We start from the raw sequence: 13,311 nt of genomic DNA on the forward strand, positions 1-13,311 counted from the left end.
AGCGGTGTATCAGGTACGGTATTCCGCGTTGATTTTCACGTACTCGTGGGACAGGTCGGTGGTCCAGATGGTTTCGCTGCAATCACCGCGTCCCAGCTCGATGCGGATGGTGATTTCTTCCTGCTGCATCACCGCCGCGCCCTGGGCTTCGGTGTAGCTGGCGGCACGCGCACCACGGCTGGCGATACACACTTCGCCGAGGAAAACGTCGATCTTGCTCACATCCAGGTCCGGCACGCCGGCACGACCGACAGCGGCCAGGATACGCCCCCAGTTCGGGTCGGACGCGAACAGCGCGGTCTTGATCAGTGGCGAGTGGGCCACGGTATAGCCGACATCCAGGCACTCCTGGTGATTGCCGCCGCCGTTGACTTCGACCGTCACGAACTTGGTCGCGCCTTCACCGTCACGCACGATGGCCTGGGCCACTTCCATGCACACGTCGAACACCGCCTGCTTCAGCGCGGCGAACAGTGGGCCGCTGGCTTCGGTGATTTCCGGCAGGGCCGCCTGGCCGGTGGCGATCAGCATGCAGCAGTCGTTGGTGGAGGTATCGCCGTCGATGGTGATGCGGTTGAACGACTTGTTGGCGCCGTCCAGCAGCAGGTTCTGCAGCACTTCACGGGAGACTTTGGCGTCGGTGGCAATGTAGCCGAGCATGGTCGCCATGTTCGGACGAATCATGCCTGCGCCCTTGCTGATACCGGTGACGGTGATGGTCACGCCGTCGTGCTGGAACTGGCGGCTGGCACCCTTGGGCAGGGTGTCGGTGGTCATGATGCCCGTGGCGGCGGCGGCCCAGTTGTCCACGGACAGGTCATCCAGTGCGGCCTGCAGCGCGCCTTCGATCTTCTCGACCGGCAGCGGCTCGCCGATGACCCCCGTGGAGTACGGCAGTACGGCGCTGGCATCGACGCCAGCCAGCTCGGCCAGCTTGGCGCAAGTGCGGGTCGCGGCGGCCAGGCCTGGCTCACCGGTGCCGGCGTTGGCGTTACCGGTGTTGGTCAGCAGGTAACGCACAGGGCCTTGCACGCGCTGCTTGGCCAGGATCACCGGAGCGGCGCAGAACGCGTTCAAGGTGAACACACCGGCCACCGTAGAGCCCTCGGCACAGCGCATGACCACAACATCCTTGCGCCCCGGGCGCTTGATGCCCGCCGAAGCGATACCAAGTTCAAAACCGGCAACCGGGTGCAACGTTGGCAAAGGACCAAGACCAACAGCCATGAATGCGCTCCTCTTTAACCTGATGTGTGCACCGCCATCGCAACAGGCAGTGCGGCGAATGGAAAAACGCCGCGACGGCTGATGCCGGTCGCGGCGCGGGTATTTCAGTGTCTGGCGAAAATCTTAGTTGATCTGGCCGTGACAGTGTTTGTACTTCTTGCCCGAACCGCAGTAGCACAGTTCGTTGCGGCCCAGTTTCTGCTCGTTGCGTACCGGAGCCGAAGCCAGGGCCACGTCGACATCGACGCCCTCTTCCAGCGCTTCCGGCTGTTCCAGGCCCGGGGCTTCGGCATGCTCGAACTGCATGCGCTGGGCCAGTGCCTCGGCTTCCTGGCGCAGGCGCGCCTCTTCCTCGACCGGGTCCTCGCGGCGAACCTGAACGTGCGACAGCACACGGATCGAGTCGCGCTTGATGGAATCCAGCAGCTCGGAGAACAGGGTGAAAGACTCGCGCTTGTATTCCTGTTTCGGGTTCTTCTGCGCATAACCGCGCAGGTGAATACCGTGACGCAGGTGATCCATGGTCGACAGGTGGTCTTTCCACAGGTCGTCCAGTACGCGCAGAACGATTTGTTTCTCGAAGGTGCGCAGTGCTTCGGCACCGGCCTGGTCTTCTTTCTCGTTGTACGCCGCCACCAGCTCGTTGAGCAGTTTCTCGCGCAGGGTTTCTTCGTACAGGTGATCGTCTTCGTCGAGCCATTGCTGGATCGGCAGGCTCACACCGAAGTCGCTTTGCAGCGCAGCCTCCAGACCGGCCACGTCCCACTGCTCAGGCAGCGATTGTGGAGGGATGTGCGCGCTGACGGTGGCGTTGAGCACGTCCTGGCGGAAGTCGGAGATGGTCTCGCCGATGTTGTCCGCGGCCAGCAACGTGTTACGCATGTGATAGATCACTTTACGCTGTTCGTTGTTGACGTCGTCGAACTCGAGCAGTTGCTTGCGAATGTCGAAGTTGCGGCCTTCTACCTTGCGCTGGGCCTTTTCGATCGCGTTGGTCACCATGCGGTGCTCGATCGCTTCGCCGGACTGCATGCCCAGAGCCTTCATGAAGTTCTTCACCCGGTCGGAGGCGAAGATGCGCATCAGGCTGTCTTCCAGGGACAGGTAGAAACGGCTGGAACCAGCGTCACCCTGACGACCGGCGCGACCACGCAGCTGGTTGTCGATACGACGCGATTCGTGACGCTCGGACGCGATCACCTGCAGGCCGCCGGACTCCAGCACTTGCTGGTGGCGCTTCTGCCAGTCGGCCTTGATCTGGGCAATCTGCTCAGGAGTCGGGTTTTCCAGGGAGGCGACTTCGACTTCCCAGTTACCGCCCAACAGGATGTCGGTACCACGACCGGCCATGTTGGTGGCGATGGTCAGGGCGCCCGGACGACCGGCCTGGGCAATGATTTCCGCTTCTTTTTCGTGGAACTTGGCGTTCAGGACCTTGTGCTCGATGCCTTCCTTCTGGAGCAGGTTGGACATGTGCTCGGAAGTTTCGATGGTCGCGGTACCCACCAGAACCGGACGGCCCTGGGTCATGCATTCCTTGATGTCGTTGATGATCGCGGCATACTTCTCGTCCGCGGTCAGGAACACCAGGTCGTTGTAGTCTTTACGAGCCAGCGGCTTGTTCGGTGGAATCACCATCACCTGCAGGCCGTAGATCTGATGGAACTCGAAGGCTTCGGTGTCCGCGGTACCGGTCATACCGGACAGCTTGGTGTACAGACGGAAATAGTTCTGGAAGGTGGTCGACGCCAGGGTCTGGCTTTCGGCCTGGATGTTGAGGTTTTCCTTGGCTTCGATGGCCTGATGCAGGCCTTCGGACAGACGGCGACCCGGCATGGTACGACCGGTGTGTTCGTCCACCAGGACCACCTGGCCATCCTGGACGATGTATTCGACGTTGCGGTTGAACAGCTTGTGCGCGCGCAGACCGGCATAGACGTGGGTCAGCAGGCCCAGGTTGTGCGCCGAGTACAGGCTCTCGCCTTCCGCCAGCAGGCCGACCTGGGTCAGCATCTCTTCGATGAACTGGTGACCGGCTTCGTTGAGTTCGACCTGACGGGTCTTCTCGTCGACGGTGAAGTGACCGGCCTTGGTGACCTCGCCTTCCACTTCCTCGACGTGCAACTCAAGGCGCGGGATCAGCTTGTTGATTTCGGTGTACAGGCGGGAACTGTCTTCAGCCTGGCCGGAGATGATCAGCGGGGTACGGGCCTCGTCGATCAGGATCGAGTCGACTTCGTCGATCACGGCAAAATTGAGCTCGCGCTGGAACTTGTCTTCCATGCTGAAAGCCATGTTGTCGCGCAGGTAGTCGAAACCGAATTCGTTGTTGGTGCCGTAGGTGATGTCGGCGGCGTAGGCGGCGCGCTTCTCTTCCGGCGGCTGGAACGGCGTGACCACGCCGACCGTCAGGCCGAGGAATTCATACAGCGGGCGCATCCAGTTGGCGTCGCGGCGGGCCAGATAGTCGTTCACCGTGACCACGTGCACGCCCTTGCCGGACAGCGCGTTGAGGTAAACGCCCAGTGTTGCCACCAGGGTCTTGCCTTCACCGGTACGCATTTCGGCGATCTTGCCTTCATGCAAGGTCATGCCGCCGATCAACTGTACGTCGAAGTGGCGCATACCCATGACCCGCTTGCCGGCTTCGCGGGCGACCGCAAAGGCTTCGGGAAGCAGTTTGTCGAGGGTTTCACCTTTGGCTATGCGGGCCTTGAACTCTTCGGTCTTGGCGCGCAACTGATCGTCCGAAAGGGCCACCATTTGCTCTTCGAAGGCATTGACGATCTGTACCGTCTTGAGCATGCGTTTGACTTCACGCTCGTTCTTGCTTCCAAAAAGTTTCTTTAACAAAGGCGCAAACATATCGGCAGGATCTTCCACACATAGGGATGGAGGGCGGCCCCGTGAGTCGCCCGTGCAGCCCTCATGGCCGCATGCGAACGAGCATTCTACCCGGAAACGATGGTGAGGAAAGTGGCGTTATTCCACGATGCTGGTACAGCGCTGTGACGGGGCTCACTTACAATAAGGCCTTTTGCGCCAGTTTCAACCCGGACGAGTACGAAGTTAACCATTGATTTAATAGATAAAGCGCAGCCGCAGCGATGAACGAGGTCCGGCCAGCGCTTTCTGCTACCATGGCGGCTCTGTAACTTCAGGTGCCTGATCATGGCATTTCGCCCTCTTACGGCCAGAGCACCCGCCGTACTCCTTCGCGAAGCCAAGCCTCTCAAAGCCATACTCGGCCACGCCCAGCGCCTGGCGCATCTACAGCGCCTGCTGGAAAGCCAGCTGCAACCGGCCGCGCGCGAGCACTGCCATGTCGCCTCCTGGCGCGAAGGCAGCCTGTTGCTGATCGTCACCGACGGCCACTGGGCGACGCGCCTGCGTTATCAGCAAAAACGCCTGCAACGTCAGCTTTTGGAGTTCAATGAGTTCAACAATCTGACGCGGATTCTGTTCAAAGTGCAGCCTCCCACCGTACAACGCGGCGCAGCCGGCCACACCATGGACCTGTCGAGCAACGCCGCCGAGACCATTCAGGCCACTGCCGACGGCATCACCGATCCCAACCTGCGCGCTGCCCTGGAGCGCCTGGCCAGCCACGCCAAACCACGGGCGTGACTGGCCAGCGGCCGATCAGCGGCGCTTGCTGCCACCCAGCAAAGACCCCATCAGCCCGCGCACCAGTTGCCGGCCCAACTGGTTGGCGGCCTGACGCATGGCGGACTTCAGGGCCTGACCGGCGGCAGTGCCGAGGAACTCTCCGGCCCGATCGGTAAAGCTCGGTTCCTCGGCGGCCGGTTTGCCCGGCACAGCCTCGGCCTCCGGTGCCAGGCCCTTGCGTCCCATCAGCACTTCATAGGCCGACTCGCGGTCGACCGGTTTGTCATAGCGGCCGACCAACGGCGAACTATTGATCAGCGCCGCACGCTCGGCCTCGGTCAGAGGCCCGATGCGCGATTGCGGCGGTGCCACCAGCACTCGCTGGACCATCTCCGGCGTGCCTTTTTCCTGCAGCGTACCAACCAGCGCCTCGCCGATCCCCAGCTCGGTCAACACCGACAGCGCATCGAACGCCGGGTTCGGCCGGAAGCCGTCCGCCACGGCGCGCAAGGACTTCTGTTCCTTGGCGGTGAAGGCCCGCAAGCCGTGCTGGACGCGCAGCCCCAGTTGCGCCAGCACGTCGTCCGGCAAGTCGCCTGGCGACTGGGTGACGAAGTACACGCCCACGCCTTTGGAGCGAATCAGCCGCACCACCTGTTCCAGCCGGTCCTGCAACGCCTTGGGCGTGCCGGCGAACAGCAGGTGGGCCTCGTCGAAAAACAGCGCCAGCAGCGGCTTTTCCGCATCGCCGCGCTCTGGCAGTTGCTCGAACAGCTCGGCCAGCAGCCACAACAGGAAGGTCGCATAGACCTTGGGCGCCTCGTGCACCAGGCGACTGGCGTCGAGCAGGTGGATCCGCCCGCGCCCGTCACTGGCCGGCTGCAGGATGTCTTCCAGTTGCAGGGCCGGCTCGCCGAACAGGGCCTCGGCGCCCTGCTGTTCCAGGGTCGCCAGGCGCCGCAACAAGGCCTGGCTGGAGCCGGTGGTCATCAGCGCCGCGTCATCCCCCAACAACTGCGGGTTGTCCTTGAGGTGGTTGAGCAACGCCTTGAGGTCTTTCAGGTCGAGCAGCAACAGCCCTTCGCGGTCAGCCACCTTGAATGCCGCGTACAACGCCGATTGCTGGCTGTCGGTCAGTTCCAGCAGGCTGCCCAGCAACAGCGGGCCCATTTCACTCAGGGTAGTGCGCAGCGGGTGCCCGGACTGCCCGTGAATGTCCCACAACGTGACCGGATAAGCCTGGGGCTTGTGGTTCAGCCACGGCATCCCGGCAATACGTTCGGCGACCTTGCCCTGGGGATTGCCCGCGGCGCCCAGGCCACACAGGTCACCCTTGATGTCCGCGGCGAACACCGCGACACCGGCATCGCTGAACGCTTCCGCCAGTCGCTGCAAGGTGACGGTTTTCCCTGTCCCGGTAGCGCCTGCCACCAGCCCGTGACGATTTGCCAGGCGCATGGCCTGGGCAATCGGTTGCCCCGCGAGATCGGCACCGATAACGAGTTGCGATGAATCCGGCATTTTGTCACCCATGGTTAATCTTTAGCCTTGACCGGCCGATAGATCAGAAAAGACTGAAAAATAGTTCAGATAATTCCCCAAGGAGAGGTGGAAATATCAACTTACTTTCAACCCCGCCCATTTTGCGCGCTTTTATAAGAGCACGCTCGTGACATTAAGACCTAGCGGACACCACAAGCCATGAACAAAAACCTGCGCTTCAGCCATAAAATCCTGCTTGCCGCCGCCCTCATCGTTATTGCCGCCTTCGCTTCCTTCACGCTGTACAACGACTACTTACAGCGCAACGCGATCCGCGAAGACCTGGACAATTACCTGCATGAAATGGGCGATGTGACCGCCAGCAACATCCAGACCTGGCTCACCGGGCGCATCCTGCTGATCGAGAACCTTGCACAAAACCTGGCGATCGACCCGCAATCGACCAAGGTGGCCAGCCTGCTCGAACAGAAGGCCCTGACCTCGACCTTCATGGCCTCCTACCTGGGTGATGCCAGCGGCAGCTTCACCATCCGCCCGGACGCGAAGATGCCCGACGGCTTCGACCCGCGCGTTCGCCCCTGGTACAAGGGCGCCGAAAGCAGCAGCGGCTCGACTCTCACCGAACCCTATATAGATGCAGCCACCGGCCAGTTGATCATTTCCGTCGCCACCGCCTCGCGTAACGGCGGGCAGAGCATCGGCGTGGTGGGCGGCGACCTGAGCCTGCAAACCCTGATCGAAACCCTCAACGCCCTGGATTTCGACGGCATGGGCTATGCCTTCCTGGTCAGCGCCGACGGCAAGATCCTGGTGCACCCGGACAAGGCGCTGGTGATGAAGAGCCTGAGCGAGGCCTACCCGCAGAACACGCCACGCATCAATGGCGATTTCAGCGAAATCGAAGTCGAGGGCAAGACCCGTATCGTCACCTTCACCCCGATCAAGGGCCTGCCGTCGGTGAACTGGTACATCGGCCTGTCCGTGGACAAGGACAAGGCGTTCTCGATGCTCAGCGAGTTCCGCGCTTCGGCCATCATTGCCACCGTTATCGCCGTGGCCATCATCATCGCCCTGCTCGGCATGCTGATCCGGGTGCTGATGCAGCCCCTGCATGTCATGACCCGCGCCATGCAGGACATCGCCGACGGCGAAGGAGACCTGACCCGCCGCCTGACCATCCAGAACCAGGATGAATTCGGCATCCTCGGCACCGCGTTCAACCGCTTCGTGGAGCGCATCCACGGTTCGATCCGCGAAGTGTCGTCGGCCACCGAGCACGTCAACGAAGTCGCCCTGCGCGTGGTCAGCGCCTCCAATTCGTCGATGCTCAATTCCGACGAGCAGGCCAGCCGCACCAACAGCGTGGCCGCGGCGATCAATCAGCTCGGCGCCGCCGCCCAGGAAATCGCCCGCAACGCCGCCCAGGCCTCGCAACAGGCCAGCGACGCGCGCAACCTGGCCGAGGACGGCCAGCAAGTGGTGGACCGCAGCATCCTGGCGATGAACCAGCTGTCGGACATGATCAGCGCCTCCAGCAGCAACATCGAAACCCTCAACAGCAAGACTGTGAACATCGGGCAGATCCTCGAAGTCATCACCAGCATCTCCCAGCAGACCAACCTGCTGGCCCTCAACGCGGCCATCGAGGCGGCGCGGGCGGGCGAGGCCGGGCGAGGCTTCGCCGTGGTTGCCGACGAGGTGCGCAACCTGGCCCACCGCACCCAGGAATCGGCGCAACAGGTGCAGACCATGATCGAGGAGCTGCAGGTCGGCGCCCGCGAGTCGGTCAGCACCATGAGCAACAGCCAGCGCCACAGCCAGGACAGCGTGGAGATCGCCAACCAGGCCGGCGAACGCCTGAACAGCGTGACCCAGCGCATCGGCGAGATCGACGGCATGAACCAGTCCGTGGCAACCGCCACCGAGGAACAGACCTCGGTGGTGGAGTCGATCAACATGGACATCACCGAGATCAATACCCTGAACCAGGAAGGAGTGGAAAACCTGCAGTCGACCCTGCGCGCCTGTTCCGATCTGGAGCAGCAGGCCGCACGCCTGAAGCAACTGGTCGGCAGTTTCCGTATCTGATCCCTTCAGCCATCCGGTGCCTGGGCAAAACCCAGGCACCGGACTGTCGACAATCCCTCCCGCATCCGCAGCAAACCGTTCATCCAGACACATCGCCAACCGCCACGGCATCCCGACCGAACATCTATCCTTGATAAGGGTCAACCCTAGGGAGAACACCGGATCGGAGGGATGATCATCGTGCATATCGCTGACATAACCATGTTCTACGCCCCTGCCAGCGGTGGCGTGCGCACTTATCTGGACGCCAAGCATCGTCGCCTGGGACGCCAACCAGGAATCCGCCACAGTTTGCTGATCCCCGGGGCCCACTTCAGCGAACGCGACGGCATCTATAAAGTCCCCGCTCCCGCCCTGCCCTTTGGCAAGGGCTACCGTTTTCCACTGCGCCTGGGGCCCTGGCGCAATATTCTCCATGACCTGCAACCGGACCTGATCGAAGTCGGCGACCCTTACCTCACCGCCTGGGCGGCCCTGGATGCGCGGCGCCAGCTGGACGTACCTGTGATCGGCTTTTATCACTCGGACCTGCCGCTGCTGGTCAGCAACCGCATGGGCCCCTGGTTCACCCCGAATGTCGAGGCCTACGTGCGCAAGCTGTACGGCAACTTCGACCGGGTCCTGGCCCCCAGCCAGGTCATGGCCGACAAACTGATCGGCCTGGGCGTGCGCAACGTCTATGTGCAGCCACTGGGCGTCGACCTGCAGACCTTCCACCCGAGTCATCGCGACCCTGCCCTGCGCACCGAACTGGGGATTGCCGAAGACAGCCGCCTGCTGATCTTTGCCGGTCGCGGTTCCAAGGAAAAGAACCTGCCGGTGTTGCTCAACTGCATGCAGCGCCTGGGCAAGCGCTACCACCTGCTGCTGGTGGGCTCGGCCATGCCGACCGCCGTGCCGGAGAATGTCACGGTGATCGACGAGTTCTGCCCGGCCCCTCAGGTCGCCCGCCTGATGGCCAGCGCCGATGCCCTGGTCCACGCCGGGGACCAGGAAACCTTTGGCCTGGTGATCCTCGAAGCCATGGCCAGCGGCATTCCCGTGGTGGCGGTGGCCGCCGGGGCCTTCCAGGAAATCGTCACCGCGGAAGGCGGCTTGCTCTGTGCGCCGAACAATCCGCTGGCGATGGCCCATGCCGTGCAGGAGCTGTTCGCCCAGGGCTGCGCCGAGCGGGGCCAACGGGCGCGCCGCCATGTCGAACGTTATTACGCCTGGGATACGGTGGTCGCCAGCCTGCTGGAGCACTATCGCGCCGTGCTCGGCACCCAGCAGCCGATGCTGGCCCATGGTTGAGTCCGCCGGGATGCCCAGCGTGCTGCTGGTATTGCACGATGTCGCGCCACAAACCTGGATCGACTACCAACCCTTCGTCGAAACCGTCGACGCCATGGGCAATGTGCCGATGACCTGGCTGGTGGTACCGGATTTTCACCGGCACAACCCGCTCGATGCTCATCCCGGCTTTCGCCGGCTGCTCAGCGCGCGCCTGGAGCGCGGCGACGAACTGGTGCTGCACGGTTACTTCCATTGCGACGAGGGCCCGCCACCGCGCACCCCGTATGACTGGTTCATGCGTCGCGTGTACACCCATGAGGGTGAGTTCTACAGCCTCTCGGAAAACGCCGCCCTGGCACGCCTGCATGCCGGCCTGGAACTGTTCCAGCGTTACAACTGGCCCTTGCAGGGGTTCGTCGCCCCCGCCTGGCTGATGAGCCCGGGTACGCGCCAGGCCCTGCGCCAACTGCCCCTGCGCTACACCAGCGGCCCGCAGCACCTGTACCGACTGCCGGACTTCTCGCCAATCGCCGCCCCCGGCCTGGTGTGGAGCGCCCGCAGCGCCTGGCGCCGAACAGCCTCCCGGCTGCTCAGCCTGCAACGCGAACGACACTGGCAGCAGGCAGCGGTGATTCGCCTCGGCCTGCACCCGGTGGACATGCGTCACCCCGACTCGCGCCAGTACTGGCTGGGCACCCTCGAACGCCTGCTGGAGCAAGGACGCCAGCCACTGACCAAGGCCGACTGGCTCGACACCCAGCCGCCAAGGGCACGCGGTACCCCATGAGCCGGGCGATCTGGCTGGCCATCGCCTTGTTGGCGGCGCTCCTGGTCCCGCTGCTGCTGGGCGGCGGCGAACTGTGGGGGCGGGTCCAGCGTTTTTCCCTGCCGTTGCTGCTGGGCATGCTGAGCATGATTCTGCTGTGCTGGGTCATCAATTCGCTGCGCCTGAGCCTGCTGCTGGGTCGACACCGCGGCCGGCTGGGACGCTGGAAGAGTCTCGCGGTAGTGATGTCCACCGAGTTCGCCATGTGCGCCACGCCCGGCGGCAGTGGCGGCCCCCTGACCTTGATGGCCCTGCTGGCGCGTAACGGCGTGCGCCCGGCTCGCGGCAGCGCGGTGTTTGCCATGGATCAATTGAGCGACCTGCTGTTCTTCCTCTGCGCGCTGCTGGGGATCCTGTTCTACGCGCTGTTCCAGAACCTCAGCCAGCGCCTGGAATGGCTGCTGGCCCTCAGCAGCCTTTCGCTGTTCGGCGGGTTATGCATCTGCCTGGCGATAGCCCGCTACCACCGTCGCCTGATCCTGCTCAGTGGCCATCTGCTTGCACCCTTCAAGATTCGCCCCGCGACCCGTCGGCGCCGGGCGCGCAAATGGCTGCATTTTCTCAAGGCCTTCGGCGATAGCCTGAAACTGCCCTGGCAGACCCTGACGGGGGTCTTTGCCCTGACCTGCATGCATTGGGCGCTGCGCTACAGCGTGCTGTACCTGGCGTTGCGCGGGCTGGGGGTGGACCTGCAATGGGCCTGGACCTTTCTGATCCAGATGCTCGCCCTGAGCGCAGGGCAATTCAGCTTGCTGCCCGGCGGCGCGGGAGCGGCGGAGCTGACATCGGCGGCGCTGCTGGCGCCCATGGTGGGAAAATCGACGGCGGCCGCGGCCATCCTGATCTGGCGGGCCGTCACCTACTATTTCTATCTGCTGGCCGGCGGCCCGGTATTCCTGATGATGCTCGGGCGCCCCTTGCTGCGCACCCTGATGAAGCTCAAGCAGGCTTAGGCGGCTCTGAATCCGGGGCATCCTGCTGCAACTGCTGCCACAGCTCGGCGGCGCCGGGAAACTCGGTGCCGTCCTCGGCGCTCATGTCGTCCGGGTCGTAACGGCTCAGGCAGCCCTCGCCGAGGGTGGCGGGTGCCTTGAATGTGGCTTTGTCCAGTGGATCACTCATCGGTCGATCCTCATGAAAAATCGCCGGACCCGGAGCTTGGATGCCCGGGCCCGGCGGATTCGATCAGAGCGCTTTTAATCAGAACACGACAGTCTTGTTGCCGTGCACCAGCACGCGGTCTTCCAGGTGGTAGCGCAGGCCGCGGGCCAGGACCATTTTCTCGACGTCACGACCGAAACGCACCATATCTTCGATGCTGTCGCTGTGGCTGACACGGACCACGTCCTGCTCGATGATCGGGCCGGCATCCAGCTCTTCGGTCACGTAGTGGCAGGTCGCGCCGATCAGCTTCACACCACGCAGGGAAGCCTGGTGATAAGGCTTGGCGCCGACGAACGACGGCAGGAAGCTGTGGTGAATGTTGATCACCTTGTGCGCGTATTCGCTGCACAGTTCCGGCGGCAGGATCTGCATGTAGCGCGCCAGCACCACCACTTCGGCGTCGTGCTGCTTGACCAGGCGCGAGACTTCGGCGAACGCCGGCTCCTTGTCCTGAGGGTTGACCGGCACATGGTAATAAGGAATGCCATGCCACTCGACCATGCTGCGCAAGTCGTCGTGGTTGGAAATCACACAGGAGATCTCGCAGTCGAGTTCGTCGCTGTGCCAGCGGTGCAACAGGTCCGCCAGGCAGTGAGACTCACGGCTGGCCATCAACACCACGCGCTTCTTCTGCGCGGTATCGGTGATGCGCCAGTCCATCGAGAACTCTTCGGCAATCGGCGCAAAGGCTTCACGAAAGGCTTCAAGGCCGAACGGCAAAGAGTCGGCACGTATTTCGTGACGCATGAAGAACCAGCCACTCAGGTCATCCGAGTGGTGACTGGCTTCGGTGATCCAGCCGTTGTGGGACGCCAGAAAGTTACTGACTTTGGCAACGATGCCAACGCGGTCCGGGCAGGAAATCACCAACCGAAAAGTGCGCATGAGGGGGAAACTCCAGAACTTCGCAAAGGCCGCCATTCTAGCGATTGCGCGACAAAACTGCAGTATTCGTGATGTCGGAATCCGATTCCTCTGAGCAGCCTGTAGGGCTCATGCCCGATGCGAGAGGGAAATCAGTCACACTTGGAAATAGTCCTATAACTTTGTGGGAAATAGTCGTGCGGACTCGTTCACAATATTTAACTCATCAATCAGGATCTTTGCTAAACACTCTAATCAAATTAAATAAAAGCCGGCTTTATTGTTTACTTGAGGAAACTGCCTGACTATTATTACGCCACTGTCACCTGCCACTCAGCACTCAACATAAGGCAATTCTCATGTCCCTGATCAACGAATACCGCGCCACAGAAGAAGCTATCAAAGAGCTGCAAGCCCGTTTGAAGAACCTGTCGCAAGACGACAAACTGCAAGCCGAGCTGGAATTCGAAGGCAAACTGCGCGCCCTGATGGGTGAATACTCCAAGTCCCTGCGCGACATCATCGCGCTGCTGGATCCGGACTCGAAAGTTAAGGCGCCACGTGTTGCCGCCAAAACTACCGGCACCAAGCGCGCACGCAAGGTCAAACAATACAAGAACCCGCACAACGGCGAAGTCATCGAAACCAAGGGCGGCAACCACAAAACCCTGAAAGAGTGGAAAGCCAAGTGGGGCGGCGACGTGGTCGAAGGCTGGGCAACCCTGCTGGGTTAAGCCGTATACCCGTCACAGAGG

Annotated in this window: 11 protein-coding genes and 1 pseudogene; 7 read left to right on the top strand and 5 right to left on the bottom strand. The window is 62.4% G+C overall.

The genetic code is table 11. The features are described from left to right. Positions 1–9: 9 nt before the first annotated feature. Together argJ and secA are read right to left on the bottom strand one after the other, a co-directional pair. Positions 10–1,227, bottom strand: a complete 1,218-nt coding sequence (argJ, locus tag C4K27_RS24115) for a bifunctional glutamate N-acetyltransferase/amino-acid acetyltransferase ArgJ (protein ID WP_053262401.1) — start codon at positions 1,225–1,227, stop codon at positions 10–12. 123 nt (positions 1,228–1,350) lie between these two features. Beyond that, positions 1,351–4,092, bottom strand: coding sequence for a preprotein translocase subunit SecA (secA, locus tag C4K27_RS24120; protein WP_053262402.1), 2,742 nt, complete (start codon positions 4,090–4,092; stop codon positions 1,351–1,353). A 306-nt stretch (positions 4,093–4,398) separates the two neighbouring features. On the opposite strand from secA, the gene C4K27_RS24125 reads away from it, so the two are divergent. After that, the gene (locus tag C4K27_RS24125; protein WP_007931160.1) at positions 4,399–4,854 is read left to right on the top strand and encodes a DUF721 domain-containing protein; all 456 of its coding nucleotides are present in this window, start codon (positions 4,399–4,401) and stop codon (positions 4,852–4,854) included. A 15-nt stretch (positions 4,855–4,869) separates the two neighbouring features. On the opposite strand, the gene C4K27_RS24130 is transcribed toward C4K27_RS24125, so the two are convergent. Beyond that, positions 4,870–6,357: a helicase HerA-like domain-containing protein gene (locus tag C4K27_RS24130; protein WP_053262672.1), complete on the bottom strand. Its 1,488-nt coding sequence runs from the start codon at positions 6,355–6,357 to the stop codon at positions 4,870–4,872. 180 nt (positions 6,358–6,537) lie between these two features. On the opposite strand from C4K27_RS24130, the pseudogene C4K27_RS31790 reads away from it, so the two are divergent. The 5 genes and pseudogenes from C4K27_RS31790 to C4K27_RS24150 all read left to right on the top strand — a co-directional run. Next, positions 6,538–7,569 (top strand): annotated as a pseudogene (locus C4K27_RS31790) (HAMP domain-containing protein); the annotation flags it as partial. Between the two features lie 93 nt (positions 7,570–7,662). After that, positions 7,663–8,427: a methyl-accepting chemotaxis protein gene (locus C4K27_RS31795; RefSeq protein ID WP_370686811.1), complete on the top strand. Its 765-nt coding sequence runs from the start codon at positions 7,663–7,665 to the stop codon at positions 8,425–8,427. Between the two features lie 171 nt (positions 8,428–8,598). Then, entirely contained in the window at positions 8,599–9,720 is a 1,122-nt protein-coding gene (locus C4K27_RS24140; protein ID WP_053262404.1) for an N-acetylglucosaminyl phosphatidylglycerol synthase, read from the top strand. A gap of 10 nt (positions 9,721–9,730) precedes the next feature. Continuing rightward, complete coding sequence (locus tag C4K27_RS24145) at positions 9,731–10,489, top strand: N-acetylglucosaminyl phosphatidylglycerol deacetylase (RefSeq protein WP_053262405.1); 759 nt, start codon at positions 9,731–9,733, stop codon at positions 10,487–10,489. After that, positions 10,486–11,481, top strand: a complete 996-nt coding sequence (locus C4K27_RS24150; protein WP_053262406.1) for a glucosaminyl phosphatidylglycerol flippase — start codon at positions 10,486–10,488, stop codon at positions 11,479–11,481. Before C4K27_RS24145 ends, C4K27_RS24150 begins: the two co-directional genes overlap by 4 nt. Here C4K27_RS24150 and C4K27_RS24155 read toward each other — a convergent pair. Next, positions 11,468–11,650, bottom strand: a complete 183-nt coding sequence (locus tag C4K27_RS24155; RefSeq protein ID WP_053262407.1) for a hypothetical protein — start codon at positions 11,648–11,650, stop codon at positions 11,468–11,470. The genes C4K27_RS24150 and C4K27_RS24155 overlap by 14 nt on opposite strands. 78 nt (positions 11,651–11,728) lie before the next feature. Then, positions 11,729–12,577, bottom strand: coding sequence for a formyltetrahydrofolate deformylase (gene purU / locus C4K27_RS24160; RefSeq protein WP_007931173.1), 849 nt, complete (start codon positions 12,575–12,577; stop codon positions 11,729–11,731). Between the two features lie 338 nt (positions 12,578–12,915). On the opposite strand from purU, the gene mvaT reads away from it, so the two are divergent. Beyond that, complete coding sequence (gene mvaT / locus C4K27_RS24165; RefSeq protein ID WP_007931174.1) at positions 12,916–13,290, top strand: histone-like nucleoid-structuring protein MvaT; 375 nt, start codon at positions 12,916–12,918, stop codon at positions 13,288–13,290. Positions 13,291–13,311 lie beyond the last annotated feature (21 nt).

This window comes from Pseudomonas chlororaphis subsp. chlororaphis, from assembly GCF_003945765.1.
Taxonomy (GTDB): Bacteria; Pseudomonadota; Gammaproteobacteria; order Pseudomonadales; family Pseudomonadaceae; genus Aquipseudomonas; species Aquipseudomonas chlororaphis.